Origin of the sequence: Paraeggerthella sp. Marseille-Q4926 (genome assembly GCF_916618935.1) — a bacterium.
GTDB lineage: Bacteria > Actinomycetota > Coriobacteriia > Coriobacteriales > Eggerthellaceae > Paraeggerthella > Paraeggerthella hominis.
In genome coordinates this window covers 386,118-407,546 of the sequence record NZ_CAKAKF010000002.1, presented here as the reverse complement: position 1 = coordinate 407,546, position 21,429 = coordinate 386,118, and the positions used below count along the sequence as shown (strand labels likewise).

Genomic DNA, 21,429 nt, shown 5'->3' with positions numbered 1-21,429 from the left:
GGCAAGATGCGCCTCCCACTTCGCCTCCGCCGCTTTCAGGGCCGCAGATTTGACGAGACGCGCCTTTCCGCGCGAATCGGAGACGGCCACGAGGTCGTTGTGCGTCGCGGTCGGCGGCACCATCGGCTCGAAGAACTCGATCATTCGCTCACCGCCTCCCGCTTGCACGGCACGACCATGTCGTATGCGTCGTAGCGCTCCTCGCAGCACCAGCACCCGTACAGCCACTGTTCAGGGTGGGTGCAGCCATCCCGGCAGTGGCGCCTGGCGTACTCGTACTCGTCGATCTTGACGCATGCGTAGTCCGGTATCGCGCAGACCTCGCAGGCCGAGAATCCCGCGCGCTCGGCTTCCACGGCGCTGCCGTACGGACAGGTGTCGATGGTCTCGTACTCGGGCCAGCTCATGACGAGGCCCCCTTCCACGTGCCGGTTGCGGCGTCGTATTCTATGAGGCCGTTGCCGCTGGCCTTGTCGAACAGGTACAACATCAGCTCCGGCTGCGATGCGAGCCACTGCAGCACCTCGCTCGACTTCGCGTCGAATTCTCTGCCCGGCAGCGTGTGATGGAGTGCGGGCATGCGCTTCGCCGCGTCCAGCCTCTTGTCCAACCGTCTTGCTTTCATAATTGATGCCTTCTTTCTATCGTTTAGCTGCTTGGTTTTGATGTTGGCCAGAAACAGGGGACGGTAAACGCCGGGCGCAGCCCAGCCCGGCTTTCCGTACCCTCTGGCCCTGGGGACAGGGACACTGTTTTTAACTACGAAGTAGTAAGCTTTGTCTGTCCCTCGGGTCAAAGTCGGTTTTTGCCGAGTTTGTCCCTGCTATGGACAAACTCGAAGCTTTCTCGACTTTGTCCATTTTTGACGGACAGACAAACTCGACGATACGCGTCCATTTCGGACAGGGACAGGGACTGTTGTCCCGCCGATTTTGTCCCTTGCTCAATCATTGCCCTTGCGCCCTATCTCTCCCTCGTCCACCCAGTATCCGCCGTGCTCCTTGACGCGCCTGCGGATCGTTTTGTCCGATACTCCCATGCAATCTGCTACGTCCTGGAGCATTATCTTGCCGCCTGTGTTGCACATGTCGTAGGCTTCGTCGAGCGCTGCCTTGCGCTCTTTCGATCGATCTTCCGGCGTCTTTTTCTTGCAGAAATTACGCTTCCAGGAGGGGGCCTCGCCCTCGGGGTCGACGTCCGACAGGGCCCCCGTCGCGTCGGGGCGGTGCACCGGGTAGTCGAACCACAGGTTGAGCGGCTCGAAGCGCGGGAACTCGCGCAGCGTGCCCTCGATGCGCCATGCCGTGCGGGCCTTGGCGGCGGCTCTCGCGGCCACGACGGCGTCCAGCGCGGCGCGCTCGCCGGCTCGCGAGAGCAGGGCGCGGGCGCCCTCCAGGAACCGCTTGGCCGAAAGGCGGTCGTCGTCGCCGATCACGTCCCGCCATCCGTCGGGGCCGAGCTCGGCCATGGCCCGCTCCAGCGCGGCGCACACGGCGGCGTCCTCCTGCTGCTGCCTGAGCGCGTCGGTCTGCTCAAGCTCGATCATGTCCAGGAGCGCGTCCGGGTCGCGGGCGAACACGCCCGAGCCGCTCACGCGGTCCATGGATCGCTTGGATCCCTGGCTGCCCTTCGAATGGTGGTGGCAGTACACGACGGCGCATCCCAGCTCCGTGGCCACGCGGTCGAACTGGTTGCAGAACGCGGCCATCTGGTCGGCCGAGTTCTCGTCTCCGGTGATGACCTTGTAGATCGGGTCGATCACAACGGCGATGGGCCGCGTCTTGAGGGCGCGCCGGATCAGCGAAGGCGCCAGCTGGTCCATGGGCTTGGACTTGCCGCGCAGATTCCAGACGTCGATGCTTGCCAGGTTCGCCGGCTCGACGCCCATGGCCCCGTAGACGTCCTTGAAGCGGTGCAGGCAGCTCGCGCGGTCAAGCTCCAGGTTGACGTAGAGCACCCGCCCCTGGGCGCAGCCGAAGCCGAGCCAGGGCACGCCCTCGGCTATGGCCACGCACAGCTCGATGAGCGCGAAGGACTTGCCGGCCTTGGACGGCCCGCCCAGCATCATCTTGTGGCCCTGGCGCAGCACGCCCTCGATCAGGGGAGGGGACAGCTCCGGCAGCGCGTCCCAGCAGTCCGCCAGGCTCTCCGGATCGGGCAGGTCGTCGTTCTGCTCGTCGATCCACTCGCGCCACTCGGCCCATGACGCCTTGCCGGCGTCGGTGGCCACGAGCCACTGCTTGCGGCCCGATCGGGTCACGCCGGGCATCCTGGACAGGCGGCTCGGGTTCTTGTTCTGAACGTCGACCTTCAGCCCGTTCTCCCGGCACGTGGCGTACAGCAGGTCGACGCGCTTTCGGTACTCGTCGTAGTTCGCGGCGTCAACCCGCACGATGGCGTGCACGCTCTTGCCGCCGCTGTGCACGATGGCCGCCGCCGGCAGCTCCAGCTCCCTCATGATGGCCAGCTGCCGCCCGACGGCCATGTCGTCGCTCTCCACGAGGGCGTAGCGGAACTCCGCCACGTTCTCGTTGCGCACGCCCTTGCCGTCGAGCGGGTTGAAGCGGATCCACGCGCCCGCCTCGGCGTTGTTCCATCCGAGAGACGACGCCATGTCCTCGCCGTGCTTCTTGACGCGCTCGATTATCTCGCCGGCGGTCTCGGTGTGCGGGCCCTTGTTAGACGGCTTCCACGCGCCCTCGTCGTCCCACGCCTCAACCACGTAGCCGACTACCTCGCCGGGGTCGAACAGCGCTTCCAGGTAGTGCACGAGGTCCGCCGACCCGCTCCAGTCCGCGCCGGGCTCGACGAGGTCGGCGCTCTCGACCCACGTCGGGTCGACGATGCGGCCGGGCGCGGACGACGCCGGAAGCTCGGACACGTCCCAGCCGATGGCCTCTCCCATGTCCCAGGCGGGCGACCAGCCCGCGTCGCGCGCCATCTGCACGATGGTTCCGCCCTTCACGTCGCTCGAGCCGCAGCGCCCGAACCCCCTCCATTTCCTCTCGCACTCGCCGTCCTTGTAGCGGGCAACGTCGCGGCGGCTCCATTCGTCCCAGAGCGCGAGCGGCATCCCCTCGGCGTGCAGGGCCATGCCGGCGCGCAGCCACTCCTCGTAGCTGCACGCGGCGGGGTCTATCGCGCCCAGGCACTCCGCCAGATCGTATCCTTCGGCCATCTTCCCTCCTCTTTACGCGCCGAGCTGCAGCGTCGGGACGTGGACGGCGCCCTGCGCGGCCCGCCCCGGCTCGTACGTGGCGGGATCGATGCTCGCCGGCGTGCGCCACCCGTTGGCGGCTATGCGGCTTATGAGCGCCGACGCCTGGTCCATCGTCCATTCGCCGACGCGGCGGAACCCGCGCCCCTCCAGCTGCCTGATCTGCCTGGGCGTCGCCAGGCCCTCGGCCCTGCGCTTCGCTATCTTGTCCATCATCAGCGACGCCTTGCCGGCGCACTCGATCTCGTCGGGGCAGATGCCCGCCTTCTCGAGCGCCTCCTTCTGGGCGTCGCTCGCCGGCGCCATCTCCCAGGCGAACTGGGGGACGTAGCCTGTCAGGTCCTCCGACGCTATGCTCATCTCGAACTGCAGCGGGTCGACGAGCTTGCGCTTGCGCTTGCGCATCGACTCCAGCTGCTCGGCGAGCTTGCGCTCGCGCTCCTCCACGACGTCCTTGGCCGCCTCGCGCTCGACGGCCTCCAGGTCCTCAGGGCACCCGGCCTGCTCCAAGCGCTCGGTCATGGCCTGCGCCACGTCGTCGCTCTCCGCGATGAGGTGCGCGGGGCGGCACAGCTCGTGGCGCTCGACGTGCCAGAGGAAGTCGAGCAGCAGCAGGTGGTCCTTGCCGGTCTCGGGGCTCAGGCGCGTGCCGCGCCCGACCATCTGGCAGTACAGCGAGCGCACCTTCGTCGGGCGCAGGACAACCACGCAGTCCACGCTCGGGCAGTCCCATCCCTCGGTCAAGAGCATCGAGTTGCACAGCGCCGCTCCCGGCCCCGCCTCGTCGAACGCCGCCAGCGTCTCGGCGCGGTCCGCGCTCTCGCCGTTGACCTCCATGGCGCGCAGGCCCTTAGCGGCGAGGATGCCCGCGAACTTCTTGGACGTGGCCACGAGCGGCAGGAACACCACCGTCTTGCGCTCCATGCAGCCCGCCGCCACCATCTCGTCGGCGATGCGCTCCAGGTACGGGTCGAGCGCCGTCCCGAGGTCGCCCGCGGCGTAGTCGCCCGACTGCGTCCGCACGGCCGCCAGGTCGATGGACAGCGGCACCGTCTGCGCCTTGATGGGGCAGAGGTACCCGTCCTTGATGGCGCGGGGCAGCGTGTACTCGTAGGCGATCGAATCGAAGTAGGCGCCCAGGTTCCGGCGATCTCCTCGGTCGGGCGTGGCGGTCACGCCGAGCACGTCGGCCCCGTCGAACCAGTTCAGCACCGCCTGGTAGCTCGCGGACAGCGCATGGTGCGCCTCGTCCACGATGACGGCGTCGAAGTAGTCGCGATCGAACCGCTTCAACCGCTTCTCGCGCATGAGCGTCTGGACGCTGCCGACGGTCACGCGGAACCATTCGCCCAGGCACGTGCGGTCGGCCTTCTCGACGCTGCAGCCCAGGCCCGTCGCCCTGCCGATCTTGTCGGCCGCCTGGTCGAGCAGCTCGCCCCGGTGGGCGAGCACGAGCACGCGGCCTCCCCGGTCGACGACGTCCTTCGCGACCATCGCGAACACGATGGTCTTGCCGCAACCGGTGGGGAGGACGAGGAGCGTCTTGGCGCGCCCCTCGTCCCATTCGCGCTCGATCGCTCGGCGCGCCTCGTCCTGGTACGGCCTGAGATTCACGGCCTCCATATCGCTACATCTCGTAGGTTGAGTGCGGAACCGGCGCGGTAGGCTGCGGCGGGACCGGCATGCTCGTCTGCTGCGCGGCCTGCTGCTGGTCGACGAGCCACTCGGACGGCTTGAGGTACGCATCGATGTCGTTGGCCTGGCGCGTCTCGCCCTTCGATTCGTACTCGCGGACCTTGATCTTCACGTACCCCTGCTTTCCGACGGCCTCGTTCCAGTCGATGCGCACGCTGCCCGTCTGCGGGTCGCGCTCGAAGCCCAGCCCCTCGAAGAACCTGGCGATCCTCCACGCCATCTTGGTGTTGAGCATCAGACGGTCCGAGACGGGCACCCATCCCTGGTCGGTCCAGACGTTGAGGGTCACCTTGGCCCGCGGGCAGGCCGCCATCTTGTCGGATCCCTCGAACCGCTCGCGCTCGATCTTCAGCACCTCGAAGGCGTAGGTCCCGGCGGGCAGCAGCGTGAACCCGCCGTCGTCCGACACTTCCCTGACGTCCCAGTCGAACGCCTCTCCCTTTTCGTTGTCTGCCATGTCCTTGTCCTTTCCTAAGCTTTGGTCATATCCGGCGCGCCGAACGGCACCGGTTCGTTTTTCTCGCGGAGGTTCCGCACGTTTTCCACTACTTTCGGCCACTGGGTGACGATCGCGCCCTCCACGTAGTCCTTCGGATAGCGGCTTGGCGGCGTGTCGGGCGTGAAATGCTTCCTGTAGACCGCGTTCGCGACTATGTCGTCGATGGCCACTCCGTCCTTCTCCATCAGCTGCAGCGCGGGTGCCCAGAAGCCGGGGAGGCCGGAGGCAGCCGCCTTCGCCGTGTCGCTCACCACCGTGCCGTCCTGCGCGAACGTGACGCTCTGCACGGGCTTCGGAGCTGCGGGACGTTCCTGGCGCGGCGCGCTGCTCAGAGCAGCCCGTGCTGGAACGGCAGGGGCCGGGACCGCTGCGGCGGGAGCCGGCGCGGCTTGCGCCGTCGGGCTCGGAGCCGCCGCCGGCACGAAGGCCGCTATCTGCGCGTAGTCGAGCGGGATCTCCGGCGGCAGGCCCCAGCGGTTCTTCGCGTCCCAGCAGGCGTGGTGCTGCGTGTGCAGCACGCGCTTCTGGCCGCCGCGGGCCTTGCCCTTCGCGCCCTTGCCCTCGCCGACCGTCTCCACGATCGTCTCGTAGTTGGCGAACAGCACCGCGTCCGCCCATTCCTTCGTTTTCGCAGCGTTCGACATCTTCGCCGCGTCGATGAGCGCGAGCGCCCAGCGGTTGTAGCTCGCGGCCTCGTCGGGCTGGTCGAATTTGCGGATCGCAGCGTGGGCCGTGAGCACCACGTTGACGCCCGCCTCCGCGACGTCGGACAGCAGGTTGAGAAGCTTGCCGAACTCCTCGACCACGAACGTGTAGCCTTTTCCGTAGCTCGCGTCCTCTATGCTCTTCCAGTTCTTCTCGGCGCAGACGTGGCGGATCGCCAGCTGCTCGGCCCAGTCGGCGGTGTCGATCACGAGGGTCGAGCAGGGGAGCGCTGCCTTGACCTCGCGCACTTGGTCGAGCAGCATCTGCCAGCTTCGCGGGACTTCCGTGCGGGCCACGTCGTAGTGCTCGGTAGAGCCCTCGGTGTCGATGAACAGCGGATCGGGGAACTTCGACGCGAACAGGGTCTTGCCTACGCCTTCGGGCCCGTACACGACGACCTTCTGCGCCTTCGGCACGATGCCGCGCGTGATGTTGAGCGCCATCTACATCACCCACTTCGACTCGGTCTCGACGGCCTCGGCGTCGAGCACGGCATGGTTCGGGGCGATGGGATTGCCGCAGTTGAGCACCTTTCCCGCGTCGGGATGCGCAGCCTGTCCGCCGTAGCCGTCCTCGATGACGATGGAGCATTCGTCTCCCGTGCTGACGCGGGTGGCGATGACCTGCAGGCCCTCGGCCTCGGCCCACTCCCCGAACTCGCGCATGGTCTCGGCGTCCATCTGCTCCAGCTTGTCGACGAGGACGAAGCCGCACTCCGGCTTGAGGCGCCGCACGATCGCGGTTGCGGCCCGCAGCTGCTCGGAGCCGCTCATGCAGTCCCACTTGCGGCCCTGGTAGGTCAGCAGGCCGTTCTCGACCGCCAGGCCGGGCAGCGGGAGGTCGGCGCCTTTCAAGAGGTCCATCTTCGCCCGGCGCACCGACTCGATGCGCTCGGTCATCTCCGCGTACTGCTCGTCCAGCTCCTCTGCCTCGCGCTCGGCGTCCAGGCGGCGCTGGTTGTCGCGGACCTTCGCGTTGACGGTCTCGATCTGCTGCAGCTCTTCCTCGATCTCGGCCGTGGACTCGTCCTGCAGCTGCTCGGCGGTCTTCTTCGCGATCAGGAGGTCGGCGTGCAGGTCGGAGACCTCCTCGCACTTCGCTTCGAGGGCTTTCTGCAAGCCGGCGATCTGCTCCTGGATCAGCAGAGCATCGTTCGTGGCGTTGTCGTACGCCGTTTTCAGCTGCTCCGCCTTCTGCCGCTTCTTCTGGTTCTCGCCGTTCCTGGCCAGGATCTCCTGCTGGCTCTGGATCAGCTCCATCGCGCTCACCGGCTCGGCGGGCGCGTCGGGGTGCATGGGCATGTCGGCTGCCGCGCCCTTCTTCTGGTCGCGCATCTGCCCGATGCCGGTGCGCTGGTTGTAGAGCGTCTGCTCCTCCAGCTCCAGGCACGCCAGGTCCTCGCCCACGCCGATGATGCCGAGCAGCGTGCGGGCCTTGTCCTTGTCGTTCATCGCGAGGAACTTCGGCAGGTCGAGCGCGAGCGACTCCACGAACGAGTCGAGCAGCTGCTGCCCGCCCTTGCGGCCCTCCGGGTCCGTCACCTTCAGCGAGCCGGACTTGCCGCGGCGCTCCACGACGATGCCGTTGGACAGCTCCACCCGCAGATGCGGGTCGGTCGCGCTGCCGTCCCGCTTGGCGTCGCTCGGCCGCTTGCGGTCGCCGCCGAGCGCCCAGGCGATGGCGTCGAGCACGCTGGTCTTGCCCTGCCCGTTGCGCCCGCCGATGACGGTGAGCCCGTCCTCGGACGGCTCGAGGGCCACGGCCTTCACGCGCTTGACGTTCTCGACTTCCAGGCTGTTTATCTTCACGGCCATTCTATTCCTCCTCTTCGGTTTCTTCCTCAGGCGCTGATTCGAGCCATGCGCCCACCTCGGCGACGACGTCGGCGCATGAGAGCGGCATCTCCCAGCCGTCGGCCCTTGCCAGGGCTACGGCGTCGCGGAACGCCCTCGCGTACTCGACGGCCCAGCGGGGATTCCCCTCGTCGGCGCCGGTCGCGTACGGGATCGCGACCTTGACTCTGCGGGCGGACGAGAGCCAATCCTGCAGAATCGACACGCCTGCCATGCAGGTGGCCTTTCCGATCCGGCGCGGGCCGTCCCAGCCCGATGCGTTCACGGCCTCCGCCGCCTTGCTGCGGCGGCTCCACTGATCGTCGCAGCCCATGAACTCGTCCATGGCGCGCGCCATGGTTTTCTCCGGGTACGGCCCCTCCATGAGCGCGGCCACCAGGTAGTCGCTGACGGAGTCCAGCGCCTTCTCGGCCGCGTTGGCGTACGCCTCGGCGAGCTCGCGGGCCGCCGACGCCTCGGGGTCCTCGGCCTCGTCCGGCGCGTAGACGACGACGCGCGCGCCGTTCCATCGGTCCGCGATCGCAACGTACGCGGCCCCGTCTGGGGCGTCGGAGCACGCGGTCTCCAGGTCGTCCGGCGTGCGGCAGGTCGCCACGTAGGACATGCCCTCGACGCTCTCCAGCAGCTCGATGCCGAGCTCCGCGGCCTTGGAGCGCAGCTCCGCCATGGCCCGCTCGTTCTCGGCCTTCTCGCGGAGATCCTTGGCGATGCGCCGCCAGTCCTCGTGCCGGCAGCTGGCAAGCTGCTCGACCGCGTCCTCGTCGCCGGCCTCGTCGAACTCGGCTATGGCCAGCATGCGGTCGAGCGTCATGTCGTCTCCCGCGTCGTCGACGGCCTTCCTGGCGCGCCGCAGCCTCGCGGCGCTGCCCTTGGCCATGCGCCCAGCGCGCTCGACCTTCTCCGGGTCCACGCCGAGCAGCAGCATCTGCTGGACGCCGCGGCTTCGCTCGATCTCGGTCAGCTGGCGCTTGTCGTCGGTCGCGACCATGGCCACCATGGCGTTGGCCTCGTCCATGCCGTCGCACACGACGGCATGGCAGCGCTTGAGGCGGTTGGCCTTCATGGCCTTGTAGCGGCGCTCGCCGTCCACGATGCGGTAGATGCCTCCGTCCTGCACGACCACGATGGGGTTCACCGGCTCGCCGGGGTTGACCGCGTTGAGCATGCAGCTCTCGGCCAGGGCGGAGATGTCGCCGAAGTCCTGCCTCGGGTTCTTCTCGTCGGGGTACACGTCCTCGACATTGATTTCTCTGAGTTCCATTGACACCCTCCTAACAGGGGTTTCGTTGAAAACCCCCACTCGTTTCACTTTTTTCTCGGGTTCGTTCCCGTGACTTCCCGCATGCGGCGCAGTCGTGTCTTGGCGGCGTCGTACGGCAGCTTGAGGCGGCGGTACTCCCACTTTTCAAGATCGAGCAGGTACTCCGCCTGCGCCTTGTCCCTCTCGTAGCGGCTCATGGGGCAGCTCTCGCGCTTGGCGGGCCTCGGCCTTGCGTCGAAGCGGCGCGTCGCGCGCAGCGCCTCGCTCTCGGCGTACACCGCTCGCTGCTCCGGGGTCATGGCCGCCAGCGCCTCGGCGCACGCCGCCTCGCGCCCTGCCAGCTGCTCGCGCATCCGGCACACCCGGCACCTTCCGTCCCTGTCGAGGGCGGAGCGCCACGTGGCGCACTCGTCGCACCATACGAGCCTCGTGCGGCAGCACCTCAGGGACAGGCCGAGCCTGGCGGCGGCGTGCTCCACCGATTTGCGCGAGCGCTTGAGGTTGCGGCATATCTCGCGCACGGGGATCCTGCCGGCCATGTCGCGCAGCCGGTCGATCTCGGCGGTGGTCCACGCCCTCTGGGCCGATCCCCTTCGCGTCATCGCGGCATGGACGCTTTCACGTGCCGCCAGCTGCGGACCAGGGGGCGGCGCCCCGTGACCTCGGCGAACTGCAGCTGCAGCCACGTCGTGCCGGCCTGGCTGTCGAGCGTCGGGTCGAGATGCGGGTGTATCCGGTCGGCCAGGCCGGGATTGTCCATGATCAGCAGCCTGGACAGGCACGGCCAGTGGGCCATGGCCAAGCCGGGGAGCTGGTGCACGACCGCCTGGCCCGCGTCCGTCGTGCGGACGACGCGCAGCACGTCCAGGTACAGCGCCGTGTAGTTGTTGACGGCCGGGTCGACCTTTGACGGGGCCTTGCCCCACGCTACGGCCTCGCGGGCCGCCTTCATCGCGGGCGCCTGCTCCACGGTCACCACCATCCCTGGGCCATGCCGTGCGCCGCCAGAACGATGACGGCGTAGGTGACGGCGAACGACCCGAACGCGAACAGCAGATCGCTTCGCATGTCGTTGTATGCTCCGCGCCGCCCGCTTTCGCGGCCCTTGAACGACGATCCCTTCATCTGACGCCCTCCTCGAACCATTCGTCGAACCACTCGGGCTTCACCAGCTGCCCTCGCTCGCGGCCTGGCGGCAGGAACGTCTTCAACCGCCCTCGGCTGGCTTCGCGCCGAAGCGTCGTAGGGGACACGCCCGACGCCGCCGCGATCTCGCTGATGGTGTACGCTCCTTTGACCGGCAGCCCGACCAAACGGGCCATCCCGAGGAGCTGACCGGTATCTCCGATGGTCTCCATTGTGGTATCCTCTCTCATGTCATGCGGGCGTTCCTGGCAGGGATTGCCGCCCGCTTGTCTTTCCGGCCACCGCATTACGCGGTGGCTTTCTTGTTCAGCGCGTAGCCCATCAGCTGCATGTCTACGGCGATCGGCCTGGTTCCATTCACGATGACGTTCGATTCGTCGGCCAGGTTGGCTCCGACGTTCACGCTTCCGGGACTCGACCTCCTGATGTGCACGGAGTCGACGGTGTAGACCTTCCCGTCGGCCAGCGACAGCAGCTTGTCGCCGACGGCTACCGTGTCCCCGTACGCGTCCATCAGCCCGAGCGCGTCTGCGATCTGCTGCGCGTCCACGTGCACGGAAGCGCGGCGCTGCTTCTCGGCCATCCCCGACTCGATGCGGGCGACGGCCTCCTTGAGCTCCTCGAACTCGGCGAGGGTGGGGTACTTCCTAGGCGTTGCCATGTCTCGCCTCCTATCGTTGACGGTTCGACTTTGCGTCTCGGGCGGCCTCCTGTTCGATGCGATAAAGGCGCTTGTTGGCCTTTAGCGCTTCGGAATAGGTAAAAAAGATGCTTACTAAGATCGCAACGCTTGGTCCGTCCCATTGGCGGATCCAATCCGTAATCCATTCCATCTGGGCATTCACCTCCTTTTCGCTTTCTTTCGGCTTTTCGCGAGCTTGACGATGTCGAGAAAAAACACGAATCTCCGGCGACCGGCGCTTACAGATTGGCGGCCACTCTCGTGGCGACCTTCGTCACCGGATCGTTGCTCCATGCTGCGAGGTTCTGGTATTCAGAGCCGATTGAAGCCAAGCTGAGAAGCATGGAGAATGCGGCTATTGCGCCGATGGTGATCGCAACCCAGCAAACCCCGGCCCAAACGTCCTCTCCGCCGTGCTTCAACTTGCGCCAGGCAGCCACTGCGGCGACGGCGCAGACGGCGACGATCGACAGCTCGATGGCGACGGCCATCTGGTACCCTGAGATCGCGAGTTCGCACGAAGCGATCTTTTTCGCGACGTAGTCCGGCGTCGCGATCTGGCTTGCGAATTCGAACAGTTCCATTGATCTTCCTCTCTATCCCGCCTTGCGTTCGTCCCATCCCATGAGGTAGTCGGGCGTGCATCCGAGCGCCTCTGAGAGCAGGCACACCTTGTCCGCGCCGGGCGTGTAGCTGCCGCTCTCGTACTTCACGATCGCGTCGACGCAGACGCCGACCTTCTTGGCGAGCGCAGCTTGGCTGATGCTCGCCTCGGCTCGCTTGCCCCGCAGCCTCGCGGCGAACACATCCTTGTCGAATCCCATTCATTCACCCCCTTCCCAGTTTCCGAGGCCGATTCCAATGCCCGTGATTAAGATTCCAAGCAAGACGTTGACCTGCCACCACGGGTTGAAAGCGGCGAATGCGATCGAGCCGAACAGGAACCAGAACCCACAGATGCGGACTTGCAGCGCGCAGGTCGGGCGGATCGCTTTCCAGAGCTTGTCCACGTGGGGCCTCCTTTCGCCAAAATAGGAAATATCTCGCTTATCATGATTGAAGTATAGGCGAATTATCGCACAAATCAAGAGTAAACTAAGAAATATCTCGCTTATTTTATTGAACTGAATTACAATTAATGGCAATAGGTCGCCACAATACTGGAGGCATAGTGGAGCTTAAACTTAGAGAATTGAGAAAGAAGTCTCGTATTCCTCAGACAGACTTGGCTTCAATGGTTGGCGTGTCGCTTAGGACTGTAGGGGCATGGGAAAGAGGCGAAACGATACCGGATGCCGAGCAGGTATGGAACTGCGCGGTCGCGCTCGGATGCACGCCGAACGACGTGCTGGGCTGGTACGAGTCGCATCCGCGCGAGGCGATGCTCGAGGACGCCTACGAGCGCGAGCTCGTCGGGTGCTACCGGGGGAGCACGGTGCAACGCAAGGCGAACATCCTGCAGACCGCCCGCGACGCTGCGGGAATGTCTAAAGAAGCTGCCGAACATGCTGTACATGAACCCGGCAGAAAGGCGATGTAGATGAAGGTGACGAAGGACAAAGTGACCGAGTGGTCGCTCGGGTCGATCGTCGGGAGTATCGTACTTGCAATTTTGACGGGCATCGTGACGGTTTACACCGGATCATGGGACGTGGTAGCGCCGTTTGTCGCGGAGAACAAGTTCGACTCGGTCATGTGCGCGTCGTTCGTGCTCGCGCTTGGGATCGCAATCGGAGCATCTGTCGTGAAGTTGCAGAACGCAATATCGAGAAGAAAACTGCGTTCTGCTATTCTCGCACTCCCCGGAGAATCAAAGGCGATGCTCGAATGGCTCCATCGTGAAGGCGATGTATCTACGGTTAACAAGCAGAGCAACGCAAGGATGATGCATCTTATGGGCTGGGGAATGGTTGGAATGGTTGAGAAGACTATAAGTCTTGACGATTCGATAGGGGATACCTGGATGGTCGTTCCTCGCGTCTCTAAGCTTATCAACAAAGACAGCAAGGTTTCAGAAGATCTCGATAAAGCATATTTTGATTGGTACGAAGATGCTGAACTTCTTGGAAGAATTCCAAGTTAGTAGTCTATTGAAAGGATTCAAGAATGACCGTAATACTTCAGATCCTGGCGTTCGTGCTCGTTGCTACGGGGCTGCTCGCTATGTTCGGAGCGAGCCTCCCCACCGGCCTCATCATATTCGGCATCGGATCTACCGTGCTGGCGCTTGCGTGGATCCTCGACGAGCTGAAGAAGATCGAGAAGAAGCTCTAACAGAAGAGCGCCACCGTCATGATGGCGAGCATGCACAGTAGGAGGGCGAGGACGACGATCCAGCAGCCGATGATGATCTTGAACAGCGTGTCTATGCTCATGGAGCTTCTCCTAACGGTAAAGGATGCAGTATGAACATCCCAGATATGTCACATTTCGATTGGGGCCAGGCGTTACCGTACCTTTCGGTGCTGGTGGCGGCTGTTGCCGCTGTCGGCGCTATAGCGTCGGCGATCGTTTCGCGCAAAGTGTACTTGTCCCAAACGCGTCCTAACGTGATCGTCTACGTCGACCACGACAGATCGAAAGGATCCATTGTTCTCTGGGTGAAGAACATTGGAAACGGCGTGGCTTTCGACATATCGTTTGAACTGAATGGCCTGCCTGGGCTCGATTGTTTGGATCGTGGCTTCGTGGACAAGCTCAACAAAAGCGGGATTAAAATGCTCGCTCCCGGAACGTACGTGGACTCAGTGGTCGGGATATCGTCCGATGCCGTATTTCGTGATCCTGTTGGAGTTATACCGGTTCGAGTATTCTATTACGGTAGAAGCAATAAAGAAGGAACCCGGTTTTGCGACGAGTACTTTCTGGATTACGATGCATTTCTTGGCTCGATATATACAGATTCAGAAGAGCGCCAAACCAGGCGCGCGGTCGAGAGGATCGCCGATTCCATCGGTAAAAACGGCAGCGGCCTGAAAAGCGAGATAGCCAAAGCGGGAACCGCTATAAAAGGAGCGATCGAGGAGATGTCCAAGTAGGGTCTACGGCAATCGCACCCCCGCGTAAGTTTGGCGACCTGGGCGGGGGTGCAACCTAACCTGACGGAAAGGCAAGGTGGATTGTACCATGCCGAGGAAGAAACGGCGGCGCTCGTGGGGTTCGATCACGAGCGTGACGAAAACCAAGCACGTCCTGCGCTGGACGGAGAACACGCCGGAGGGGCGGAAGCGGCGCTCGCGCACCGTCGAGTGCACTTACAAGGAGGCGTGCTTCGAGCTGAGCCGCCTGGAGGTCGAGCATTCGGAGGACCGCCCCGTCCCGACCATAGGGGAGGCGTACCGAATGTGGTACCTGCCGTGGATCGAGCGGCGGGTTGCGGACGGTCGCACGAAGCCGAACACCCGCGACGCGTACGCCGTCTGCTGGCGCAACGTGGCGGCGCCGCGATGGGATCGCGTGCCCGTGGACAGCGTCGAGCCGGCGAGGGTCCAGGAGTGGCTCCTGACGCTCTCCGTCGGCAATGCTAGCCATACCGTCGTGATCCTGCGCAAAGTGCTGGACTTCGCGGTCCAGTACGATCTGGTCCTATCGAATAAGTTTCGCCTTCCGTACGAGATGCCGGTCAGAAAAGCGATCGAGAGGCGAGTCGGGACGTACGACCTTGCGCGCGCGGAAGCCGTGCTCGCGAAGCTGCGAGGGACCATCGTCGAAGCACCCTACATAATGGCTTGCTTCGGAGGGGCGCGCACGGGCGAGTCGCTGGGCGTCAAGCCGGAGGAAGTGGAGCTCGTCGAATCCCACGGCGTGCGACTGGCGGTCGTGCCGATAGTGCGTCGCATGGAGAAGGCGGGGGAGGCCCCGATGCCGGACGGCGATCTCAAGAACCCGCAGAGCGTGAGGACGACCGTCATACCGGAGCCTTACGGGGTCCGCTTGCACGAAATAGCGCGCCAGAGGATAGCCGAGGGGTCGGGATGGATGGCCGACCGCGGCGACGGGGTGCCGCTCAGCATGAACTCGTTGAAGCACGCCTGGGAAGCGTCCGCCGGCTCTGACGCGATACCGTTCGCCAGCCTCCGGAACTCATGGCGCACCATCGCCCAGTACGATTGGATGGTAGACTTCGACACGTTGGAATTCCTTATGGGGCACGTCCTGCCGGGGGTGACCGGCAAGCACTACCTCAAGCCGACGGTCGACAACCTGGTGGACGCCGTGGGCCGCGCCTTGGTGCAATCTGCGTCCAGTTAGGATATTTAAGGATATTTCGACGAATAACCCCAGGTCAGAGAGATTAAATCTTAAGCTTTCCTTAAATTTTGAGTCGCCGCGACCGGGGGATCGACCGGGGCGGATACAATGAATCCAACGAGAGGCAAGGAAAGGGGCTAGACGTGGAGTCGAGGAACCGGGTGGCCGTATGCGATGACGAGCAGGCCATCGCCGACCTGGTAGGACAGCTGCTTTCCGAGCGGGGCTTCGAGCCCGCGGTGTTCTACGCGGGCGCCGATCTGCTCGACGTTTTCGAGCGCGAGGGGTTCGACCTCGTCATCCTCGATATCATGATGCCCGGTATGGACGGGTTCGCCTGCTGTCGCGAGATCCGCAGGACAAGCGCCGTTCCCATCATTTTCCTCACGGCGAAAGACGAGGAGATCGACAAGGTGGTCGGCTTCGAGCTGGGCGCCGACGACTACGTGGTCAAGCCGTTCAAGCCGCGCGAGCTGATAGCCCGCGTACGGGCGCGTCTTCGCCGCACGGCTCAACCCTCAGATGCGCGGTCAACGCCGTCGCTGTTGGAATCGAGCGGAATCGTGCTCGACGAGGGTGCCCACGAAGCCTCGCTGCACGGCGAACCGCTCACGCTCACGCCGAAGGAGTTCGCTATACTGGCGGAGCTGCTGCGCGCGAAAGGGCGGCCGGTGGCATCGCAATCGCTGTTCGAGAGCGTATGGAACGAACCTGCGAACCCTCAAAGCAACAACACGGTCATGGTGCATATCAGGCACGTGCGCAAGAAGCTGGCCGCCGTGGATTCCTCGCAGGAATTCATCGAGACGGTGTGGGGCGTCGGGTACAAGTTGGGCTGACAGCCTCGCGCTTGCAAGGAAAGGGATGGATGCTATGAAGGAAACGGTCCTCGACCAGGCCCGGCAGGATCAGACGCGCAGGCTTTCGAATGCCATTTTGCGCCGTACGATCGTGAACGTGATCCTGTTCTCGGTGGCGTACATAGCAGGGTTCGCGCTGTTCATGCTGACGCTGGGCAACGTCGTATCCAACCTCGTCTACCGATTGGTGCTGTACAACGACCAGATTCACGGACTGATCGCCATGCTGTTCATCCCGCTGACGATTTGCGGGTTCGTCCTGGGAATTGTGCTGGTGGTGCGCTCCGGCATTAACCGGGCGCTCGGCTACTTCGATCTGCTGCTCGACTCGGTGTCCGACATTCTCGCGAAGCGGGAAGGCCCCATCGTGCTGCCGGCCGAGCTGGCTCCAACGGCCATGGCTTTGAACGGGATAAAGGTGGAGTCGGAGCAGAACGAGCGCACGGCCAAGGCGGCCGAGGAGCGCAAAAACGAGCTGGTCATGTACTTGGCGCACGACATCAAGACGCCGCTCACGTCCATTATCGGCTACCTCTCGCTGCTTGAAGAGTCGCCCGACTTACCAGTGGAAGTCCGCGCTCGCTACACGGGCATCGCGTTGGCGAAGGCGCATCGGCTTGAGGAGCTGCTCGAAGAGTTCTTCGAGATCACGCGGTACAATTTACAGGCGCTTCCCATTGAGCGCTCGCGTTTCGACGGCGTTCTGTTCGTGAACCAGGTGATCGAGGAGTTCTATCCTCTGGCCGAAGGGCGCGCCCTGAGCCTGGCCTACGAAGGACCCGAGGAGCTTTCGGTCTTTGCGGACGCAAGCCGCGTCGCGCGCGTGCTCAACAACGTGATGAAGAACGCGGTGGCGTACGCCGATGCCGGAACCGACGTGGTCGTGCGCACGAACTTGACCGTTGCGGCGGACGGCTTCGTGTGGTGGGAGCTGACGGTGACCAACCGGGGCCGCGAACTGTCTCCCCAGCATATCGAGCGCATTTTCGAGAAGTTCTTCCGCGCGGACGAGGCGCGCGCCTCGTCGGGAGGGGCGGGGCTGGGGCTTGCCATCGCGCGCGAGATAGCGCGGGCGCACGGCGGCGACATCTATGCGACAAGCGATGCGGGCGTCACTTCGTTCACCATCTGGATTCCCCAGGGGCCGAGCGTGATCGCGCCGTCGCAGAGCGCTTGCGAGTGACCGACGCCGTTATATGTGGGCAAGCTGTGGCGCGCCCGTATCGTCTGCTTGCCGGGCGCGGGTGCTTGGCATACAATAGGCGGGCTGCGAAAACGCAGGCACTTTCCGCTTGGTTCGCATACGTCCACCGTATGTCCACCCAGAGGAAAGCGCGTACCCCGCGCTCCGTTTTCGGACGAGCGCAGAAAACGCGGAGCCGCAAGGCCCGCAGGAAAGGTGGAGACATGGCTGATAGGCTTAGCATCAGCAAGGAGCGTACCGCGGAGCTCATCAAGGAGTTCGGTAAGGGCGAGGGCGACTCCGGTAGCCCCGAGGTGCAGATCGCGATTCTTTCCGAGCGCATCCGCAACCTGACCGAGCACTTGAAGGTGCACAAGAAGGACAACCACACGCGCCGTGGCCTCATGATGCTCATCGGTAAGCGTCGCGGTCTTCTGAAGTACGTCAAGAACCGCAACATCGAAGAGTATCGCGTGCTCATCAAGAAGTTGGGCATCCGCGACAACATCTAAGCTCCGAGAAGCCCGCCCCGGCGGGCTTTTTCGCATAAACGCAGGGATCTTTCCCCGCACGAGCGGGGTTGGAAATACAAGCGGTCGGAAGCGCAAGGGCGCATTCGCTCGCGGCAGAGAGAAAACGTAAGTACCTCGTCGCCGAAGAAGCTGAGCAGCACTAGGGCCGCTCAGGTGAAGAGAAAGAAAAGAAGCTTATGGAGAAAATCGTCGAATCCTTCGAACTGTACGGGAAGCAGTACCGTTTGGAGACAGGCGAGCTGGCCAAGCAGGCCACGGGCTCGGTCGTCGTCACTCAGGGCGACACCACCGTGCTGGTGACGGCCGTCATCTCGAACCAGGAGAAAGACTACGACTTCTTTCCCCTTACGGTCGACTTCATCGAGAAGATGTACGCCGTCGGCCGCATCCCCGGCGGCTACCTCAAGCGCGAAGCGCGTCCGTCCGACAAGGGCACGCTGACCGCGCGCATGGTCGACCGTCCCATCCGCCCCGGTTTCGTGGACGGATTCAAGCGCGAGGTGCACATCGTGTGCACGACGCTCGTGGTGGATAGCATCAACCCGCCCGACACCGTGTGCGTCATGGGCGCTTCCGCGGCCCTCATGCTGGGCGCCGCTCCGTTCGACGGCCCTGCTGCGTGCGTGCGCATCGGCCGCAACCCCGAAACGGGCGAGTTCATCGTCAACCCGACGTTCGAGGAATCCGAGAACTCCGACCTCGAGCTGACCATCGCCGGTACGGCCGACTACATCTCCATGGTGGAGGCCGGCGCCGACGAGATCTCCGAAGAGGACATGCTGGCGGCCATGACGTTCGGCCAGGAGGCCATCGCCGCGTTCTGCGAGGCGCAGCAGCGCTTCCTCGACCGCGCCCATATCGAGCCGCGCGAGTGGCCCGTGCATGTGGCCGATCCGGCTATCGCCGAGCGCATCGCTCCGTTCGAGGCCGAGATGGCCGCCGCGCTGCGCGACGCCGACAAGCAGGCTCGCATGGGCAAGGTGGAAGAGCTCAAGAACCGCATCAAGGCCGAGCAGTTCACGGACGAGGAACTGGCCGCCTGGAAGGGCGACGTTTCCGCCGAGCTCAAGAAGCTCGAGAAGAAGGCTATGCGCGCCATGGTCATCGAGACGGGCGAGCGCGCCGACGGACGTCGCCCCGAGGATATCCGCCCGCTCTACATCGTGCCGGGCTACCTGCCCCGCGTGCACGGATCGGGCCTGTTCCAGCGCGGACAGACGCAGGCGCTTTCCATCTGCACGCTCGGCATGCTGAACGAGTGGCAGCGCCTTGACACCATCGACCCCGCCGAGGGCAAGCGCTACATGCACCAGTACAACTTCCCGCCGTACTGCACGGGCGAAACCGGCCGCATGGGCGCTCCGAAGCGTCGCGAAATCGGTCATGGCGCCCTTGCGGAGCGCGCTCTCATTCCGGTTCTGCCGAGCGAGGACGACTTCCCCTACGCCATCCGCGTGGTGTCCGAGGTGCTGGAGTCCAACGGTTCGTCCTCCATGGCGTCCACGTGCGGTTCCACGCTGGCGCTCATGGACGCTGGCGTGCCCATTAAGGCTCCCGTGTCCGGCATTGCCATGGGCCTCATCAAAGAGGGCGACGACGTGGTCATCCTTTCCGACATCCAGGGCATCGAGGACTTCCTCGGCGACATGGACTTCAAGGTGTGCGGCACCGAGAAGGGCATCACGGCTCTTCAGATGGACAACAAGGCCCGCGGCCTGTCCGTCGACATCCTCGCTCGCGCGCTCAAGCAGGCAAGCGAGGGCCGCGCTCACATCCTGGGCGCCATGCTGGAGACCATCGCCGCACCGCGCGAGGAGCTTTCCCAGTTCGCGCCGCGCATCGAGACCATTCACATTCCCGTTGACAAGATCCGCGACGTCATCGGCAGCGGCGGCAAGGTCGTGCGCGGTATCCAGGAGGAGACGGGTGCGCACATTGACATCCAGGAAGATGGCACCATCCACATTGCCGCCATCGAGGGCCCTGCTGGCGACGCTGCAAAGGCCATGATCCTGGGCATCGTCAAGGAGCCCGAGGTGGGCGAGGAGTTCGACGGCGAAGTCGTGGGCATCAAGGACTTCGGCGCGTTCGTCAAGCTCACGCCGGGCAAGGACGGCCTGCTGCACATCAGCCGCGTGGCGAACGGCCGCGTGGGCAAGGTGGAAGACGTGCTGAACCTGGGCGACATCGTCAAGGTGAAGGTGCTCGAGGTCGATCCCAACTCCGGTAAGATCTCGCTCGACCGCCTGGACAAGCCGGAAGCGCCCGCCGGCTCAGCTCCCGAGCGCGGCGACCGTCCGCGTCGCGAGGACCGCGGAGACCGCGACACCCGTCCCGGTCGTAGCGGTCGCGAAGGCCGCGGCGGCAACGGCGGCAACGGCCGTACGCCTCGCAGGCGTCACGAGGGCTAATCTTTCGGGAAAGGCTGCCGAAGCGGCTTTTCCGAGTTCGAGCGTTTTCGTTTGACGACGGGCGCCGACGACCCTGCGGTTGTCGGCGCCCGTTTCGTTTCTCCGGAAGCGGTAGGGCCGCTTCCGGAGATTTGGGCGCGAATGGTCGCAGGGACCACGCAGGGCGTTCTGCCGCTGACGGGCTTCATGTGCGAACGCCGCCCGATCCCGCCGCCGAAGCCCCGATGCGCCGATGCAGCGCCGTTCCTTTCCGGCTCGTGGTACTATGCTGCAAACAAAAGACGAAAGGAAGAACATGATCAAGGTTGCAGTGTCGGGTTGTGCAGGTCGGATGGGCACCGCGGTGGTAGATGCAGTAGGGAAGGCCGAAGACATGGAAGTCGTCTGCGGCATCGATCCGCACGGAGCGGAGCTCGACGCTGCGCAGCCCGTGTTCGCCAGCATTGCCGAGGCGCTCGAAGGCGCGACGTTCGACGTGCTGGTGGACTTCACGCAGCCTTCCGTCGTGGCCGACAACGTGCGCGCGGCCCTGTCGGCCGGCGTTGACTGCGTCGTAGGCACGACGGGCATGTCAAACCAGGTGCTCGAGGAGCTTGCGGCAGCGGCGGCGCCGGGCGCGTGCTTGTTCTACGCTCCGAACTTCACGACGGGCGCCGTGCTCATGATGGAGTTCGCCAAGGCGGCGGCACCGTATTTCCCGGAGGCCGAGGTCATCGAGTTCCATCACTGCAACAAGAAGGACGCTCCTTCGGGAACGGCCGTGCGCACGGCGCAGATCATCGCGGAAGCTCGCGGCGGGCGCGCAAGCGAGGCTCCGGGTCGCGAAACCGAGATGGAGGGCATGGAGGGCGCGCGCGGCGCGCTCGTCGAGGGCGTTCCCGTGCATGCGGTGCGCTCGATGGGCTACGTGGCAAGTCAGGAGGTCATGTTCGGCTCGCTCGGCCAGACGCTGACGATTCGCCACGATTCGTGGGATCGCACGTCGTACATGCCGGGCGTGCTGCTGGGCATCCGCAGCGTAGGCGCGCGCGAAGGCCTCATTGTAGGTTTGGAGAACTTCATGTCATGACGCTTGCGTCGTGGCATAATGACGGTTTGTACATGATGTAGGAACAGCAATGCGGCACGGTGCC

27 protein-coding genes are annotated in these 21,429 nt (G+C 64.5%); 10 read left to right on the top strand and 17 right to left on the bottom strand.

Going from position 1 to position 21,429, the window contains the following annotated elements:
* Positions 1 to 140: 140 nt before the first annotated feature.
* From LG373_RS05080 to LG373_RS05000, 17 genes are all read right to left on the bottom strand, one after another.
* On the bottom strand, positions 141 to 407 hold the full coding sequence (locus LG373_RS05080; protein WP_225749200.1) for a hypothetical protein: 267 nt from the start codon (positions 405 to 407) through the stop codon (positions 141 to 143).
* Positions 404 to 625, bottom strand: coding sequence for a hypothetical protein (locus tag LG373_RS05075; RefSeq protein ID WP_225749199.1), 222 nt, complete (start codon positions 623 to 625; stop codon positions 404 to 406). The genes LG373_RS05080 and LG373_RS05075 overlap by 4 nt, the downstream gene beginning before the upstream one ends.
* Positions 626 to 943: 318 nt before the next feature.
* Positions 944 to 3,178, bottom strand: a complete 2,235-nt coding sequence (locus LG373_RS05070) for an AAA family ATPase (protein WP_225749198.1) — start codon at positions 3,176 to 3,178, stop codon at positions 944 to 946.
* 12 nt (positions 3,179 to 3,190) lie between these two features.
* Entirely contained in the window at positions 3,191 to 4,840 is a 1,650-nt protein-coding gene (locus LG373_RS05065) for a DEAD/DEAH box helicase (RefSeq protein ID WP_225749197.1), read from the bottom strand.
* A gap of 4 nt (positions 4,841 to 4,844) precedes the next feature.
* Positions 4,845 to 5,369, bottom strand: coding sequence for a hypothetical protein (locus LG373_RS05060; RefSeq protein ID WP_225749196.1), 525 nt, complete (start codon positions 5,367 to 5,369; stop codon positions 4,845 to 4,847).
* Between the two features lie 14 nt (positions 5,370 to 5,383).
* Entirely contained in the window at positions 5,384 to 6,559 is a 1,176-nt protein-coding gene (locus LG373_RS05055; protein ID WP_225749195.1) for an ATP-binding protein, read from the bottom strand.
* A complete protein-coding gene (locus LG373_RS05050; RefSeq protein ID WP_225749014.1) occupies positions 6,560 to 7,930 on the bottom strand; it encodes an AAA family ATPase in 1,371 nt (456 codons plus the stop codon).
* 1 nt (position 7,931) lies between these two features.
* Complete coding sequence (locus LG373_RS05045) at positions 7,932 to 9,230, bottom strand: ParB/RepB/Spo0J family partition protein (protein ID WP_225749015.1); 1,299 nt, start codon at positions 9,228 to 9,230, stop codon at positions 7,932 to 7,934.
* Positions 9,231 to 9,274: 44 nt separating this feature from the next.
* Entirely contained in the window at positions 9,275 to 9,832 is a 558-nt protein-coding gene (locus tag LG373_RS05040; protein ID WP_225749016.1) for a hypothetical protein, read from the bottom strand.
* Complete coding sequence (locus LG373_RS05035; protein ID WP_225749017.1) at positions 9,829 to 10,212, bottom strand: hypothetical protein; 384 nt, start codon at positions 10,210 to 10,212, stop codon at positions 9,829 to 9,831. Before LG373_RS05035 ends, LG373_RS05040 begins: the two co-directional genes overlap by 4 nt.
* Complete coding sequence (locus LG373_RS05030; protein WP_225749018.1) at positions 10,203 to 10,355, bottom strand: hypothetical protein; 153 nt, start codon at positions 10,353 to 10,355, stop codon at positions 10,203 to 10,205. The genes LG373_RS05035 and LG373_RS05030 overlap by 10 nt, the downstream gene beginning before the upstream one ends.
* A complete protein-coding gene (locus tag LG373_RS05025) occupies positions 10,352 to 10,588 on the bottom strand; it encodes a hypothetical protein (RefSeq protein WP_225749019.1) in 237 nt (78 codons plus the stop codon). Before LG373_RS05025 ends, LG373_RS05030 begins: the two co-directional genes overlap by 4 nt.
* A gap of 74 nt (positions 10,589 to 10,662) precedes the next feature.
* A complete protein-coding gene (locus LG373_RS05020; protein ID WP_225749194.1) occupies positions 10,663 to 11,037 on the bottom strand; it encodes a hypothetical protein in 375 nt (124 codons plus the stop codon).
* A 10-nt stretch (positions 11,038 to 11,047) separates the two neighbouring features.
* Positions 11,048 to 11,209: a hypothetical protein gene (locus LG373_RS05015; protein WP_225749021.1), complete on the bottom strand. Its 162-nt coding sequence runs from the start codon at positions 11,207 to 11,209 to the stop codon at positions 11,048 to 11,050.
* An 88-nt stretch (positions 11,210 to 11,297) separates the two neighbouring features.
* A complete protein-coding gene (locus LG373_RS05010) occupies positions 11,298 to 11,642 on the bottom strand; it encodes a hypothetical protein (RefSeq protein WP_225749193.1) in 345 nt (114 codons plus the stop codon).
* A gap of 12 nt (positions 11,643 to 11,654) precedes the next feature.
* On the bottom strand, positions 11,655 to 11,882 hold the full coding sequence (locus tag LG373_RS05005) for a helix-turn-helix domain-containing protein (protein WP_225749192.1): 228 nt from the start codon (positions 11,880 to 11,882) through the stop codon (positions 11,655 to 11,657).
* Complete coding sequence (locus tag LG373_RS05000; RefSeq protein WP_225749191.1) at positions 11,883 to 12,068, bottom strand: hypothetical protein; 186 nt, start codon at positions 12,066 to 12,068, stop codon at positions 11,883 to 11,885.
* Positions 12,069 to 12,196: 128 nt separating this feature from the next.
* Between LG373_RS05000 and LG373_RS04995 the strand changes: the two genes are divergently transcribed.
* The 10 genes from LG373_RS04995 (at position 12,197) to dapB (ending at position 21,365) form a co-directional block, all read left to right on the top strand.
* Positions 12,197 to 12,598: a helix-turn-helix domain-containing protein gene (locus tag LG373_RS04995; RefSeq protein WP_225749190.1), complete on the top strand. Its 402-nt coding sequence runs from the start codon at positions 12,197 to 12,199 to the stop codon at positions 12,596 to 12,598.
* The gene (locus LG373_RS04990; protein ID WP_225749189.1) at positions 12,599 to 13,141 is read left to right on the top strand and encodes a hypothetical protein; all 543 of its coding nucleotides are present in this window, start codon (positions 12,599 to 12,601) and stop codon (positions 13,139 to 13,141) included.
* A 23-nt stretch (positions 13,142 to 13,164) separates the two neighbouring features.
* Positions 13,165 to 13,332, top strand: coding sequence for a hypothetical protein (locus tag LG373_RS04985; RefSeq protein ID WP_225749188.1), 168 nt, complete (start codon positions 13,165 to 13,167; stop codon positions 13,330 to 13,332).
* Between the two features lie 131 nt (positions 13,333 to 13,463).
* Positions 13,464 to 14,096 carry a hypothetical protein gene (locus LG373_RS04980; protein WP_225749187.1) on the top strand — a complete coding sequence of 211 codons (633 nt, stop codon included), beginning with the start codon at positions 13,464 to 13,466 and terminating at the stop codon, positions 14,094 to 14,096.
* An 88-nt stretch (positions 14,097 to 14,184) separates the two neighbouring features.
* The gene (locus tag LG373_RS04975; protein ID WP_225749186.1) at positions 14,185 to 15,309 is read left to right on the top strand and encodes a hypothetical protein; all 1,125 of its coding nucleotides are present in this window, start codon (positions 14,185 to 14,187) and stop codon (positions 15,307 to 15,309) included.
* Positions 15,310 to 15,452: 143 nt separating this feature from the next.
* Positions 15,453 to 16,148 carry a response regulator transcription factor gene (locus LG373_RS04970; protein ID WP_216528527.1) on the top strand — a complete coding sequence of 232 codons (696 nt, stop codon included), beginning with the start codon at positions 15,453 to 15,455 and terminating at the stop codon, positions 16,146 to 16,148.
* A gap of 25 nt (positions 16,149 to 16,173) precedes the next feature.
* Positions 16,174 to 17,352 carry a sensor histidine kinase KdpD gene (locus LG373_RS04965; protein WP_225749185.1) on the top strand — a complete coding sequence of 393 codons (1,179 nt, stop codon included), beginning with the start codon at positions 16,174 to 16,176 and terminating at the stop codon, positions 17,350 to 17,352.
* A 224-nt stretch (positions 17,353 to 17,576) separates the two neighbouring features.
* On the top strand, positions 17,577 to 17,864 hold the full coding sequence (gene rpsO / locus LG373_RS04960) for a 30S ribosomal protein S15 (protein WP_114566115.1): 288 nt from the start codon (positions 17,577 to 17,579) through the stop codon (positions 17,862 to 17,864).
* A 197-nt stretch (positions 17,865 to 18,061) separates the two neighbouring features.
* The gene (locus tag LG373_RS04955; RefSeq protein ID WP_114566114.1) at positions 18,062 to 20,296 is read left to right on the top strand and encodes a polyribonucleotide nucleotidyltransferase; all 2,235 of its coding nucleotides are present in this window, start codon (positions 18,062 to 18,064) and stop codon (positions 20,294 to 20,296) included.
* 295 nt (positions 20,297 to 20,591) lie between these two features.
* Positions 20,592 to 21,365: a 4-hydroxy-tetrahydrodipicolinate reductase gene (dapB, locus tag LG373_RS04950; protein ID WP_216528526.1), complete on the top strand. Its 774-nt coding sequence runs from the start codon at positions 20,592 to 20,594 to the stop codon at positions 21,363 to 21,365.
* Positions 21,366 to 21,429 lie beyond the last annotated feature (64 nt).

Bases quoted from the DNA above. Each gene is read 5' to 3' on its own strand.
- LG373_RS05065 (WP_225749197.1), bottom strand. From the start codon at position 4,840: ATGGAGGCCGTGAATCTCAGGCCGTACCAGGACGAGGCGCGCCGAGCG.
- LG373_RS04955 (WP_114566114.1), top strand. From the start codon at position 18,062: ATGGAGAAAATCGTCGAATCCTTCGAACTGTACGGGAAGCAGTACCGT.
- LG373_RS05060 (WP_225749196.1), bottom strand. From the start codon at position 5,369: ATGGCAGACAACGAAAAGGGAGAGGCGTTCGACTGGGACGTCAGGGAA.
- LG373_RS05005 (WP_225749192.1), bottom strand. From the start codon at position 11,882: ATGGGATTCGACAAGGATGTGTTCGCCGCGAGGCTGCGGGGCAAGCGA.
- dapB (WP_216528526.1), top strand. From the start codon at position 20,592: ATGATCAAGGTTGCAGTGTCGGGTTGTGCAGGTCGGATGGGCACCGCG.
- LG373_RS05070 (WP_225749198.1), bottom strand. From the start codon at position 3,178: ATGGCCGAAGGATACGATCTGGCGGAGTGCCTGGGCGCGATAGACCCC.
- LG373_RS04965 (WP_225749185.1), top strand. From the start codon at position 16,174: ATGGATGCTATGAAGGAAACGGTCCTCGACCAGGCCCGGCAGGATCAG.
- LG373_RS05050 (WP_225749014.1), bottom strand. From the start codon at position 7,930: ATGGCCGTGAAGATAAACAGCCTGGAAGTCGAGAACGTCAAGCGCGTG.
- LG373_RS05010 (WP_225749193.1), bottom strand. From the start codon at position 11,642: ATGGAACTGTTCGAATTCGCAAGCCAGATCGCGACGCCGGACTACGTC.
- LG373_RS05040 (WP_225749016.1), bottom strand. From the start codon at position 9,832: ATGACGCGAAGGGGATCGGCCCAGAGGGCGTGGACCACCGCCGAGATC.
- LG373_RS04995 (WP_225749190.1), top strand. From the start codon at position 12,197: ATGGCAATAGGTCGCCACAATACTGGAGGCATAGTGGAGCTTAAACTT.
- rpsO (WP_114566115.1), top strand. From the start codon at position 17,577: ATGGCTGATAGGCTTAGCATCAGCAAGGAGCGTACCGCGGAGCTCATC.
- LG373_RS04990 (WP_225749189.1), top strand. From the start codon at position 12,599: ATGAAGGTGACGAAGGACAAAGTGACCGAGTGGTCGCTCGGGTCGATC.
- LG373_RS05015 (WP_225749021.1), bottom strand. From the start codon at position 11,209: ATGGAATGGATTACGGATTGGATCCGCCAATGGGACGGACCAAGCGTT.
- LG373_RS04985 (WP_225749188.1), top strand. From the start codon at position 13,165: ATGACCGTAATACTTCAGATCCTGGCGTTCGTGCTCGTTGCTACGGGG.
- LG373_RS05080 (WP_225749200.1), bottom strand. From the start codon at position 407: ATGAGCTGGCCCGAGTACGAGACCATCGACACCTGTCCGTACGGCAGC.
- LG373_RS05025 (WP_225749019.1), bottom strand. From the start codon at position 10,588: ATGGAGACCATCGGAGATACCGGTCAGCTCCTCGGGATGGCCCGTTTG.
- LG373_RS05030 (WP_225749018.1), bottom strand. From the start codon at position 10,355: ATGAAGGGATCGTCGTTCAAGGGCCGCGAAAGCGGGCGGCGCGGAGCA.
- LG373_RS04975 (WP_225749186.1), top strand. From the start codon at position 14,185: ATGCCGAGGAAGAAACGGCGGCGCTCGTGGGGTTCGATCACGAGCGTG.
- LG373_RS05075 (WP_225749199.1), bottom strand. From the start codon at position 625: ATGAAAGCAAGACGGTTGGACAAGAGGCTGGACGCGGCGAAGCGCATG.
- LG373_RS04980 (WP_225749187.1), top strand. From the start codon at position 13,464: ATGAACATCCCAGATATGTCACATTTCGATTGGGGCCAGGCGTTACCG.
- LG373_RS05055 (WP_225749195.1), bottom strand. From the start codon at position 6,559: ATGGCGCTCAACATCACGCGCGGCATCGTGCCGAAGGCGCAGAAGGTC.
- LG373_RS05020 (WP_225749194.1), bottom strand. From the start codon at position 11,037: ATGGCAACGCCTAGGAAGTACCCCACCCTCGCCGAGTTCGAGGAGCTC.
- LG373_RS05045 (WP_225749015.1), bottom strand. From the start codon at position 9,230: ATGGAACTCAGAGAAATCAATGTCGAGGACGTGTACCCCGACGAGAAG.
- LG373_RS05035 (WP_225749017.1), bottom strand. From the start codon at position 10,212: ATGGTGGTGACCGTGGAGCAGGCGCCCGCGATGAAGGCGGCCCGCGAG.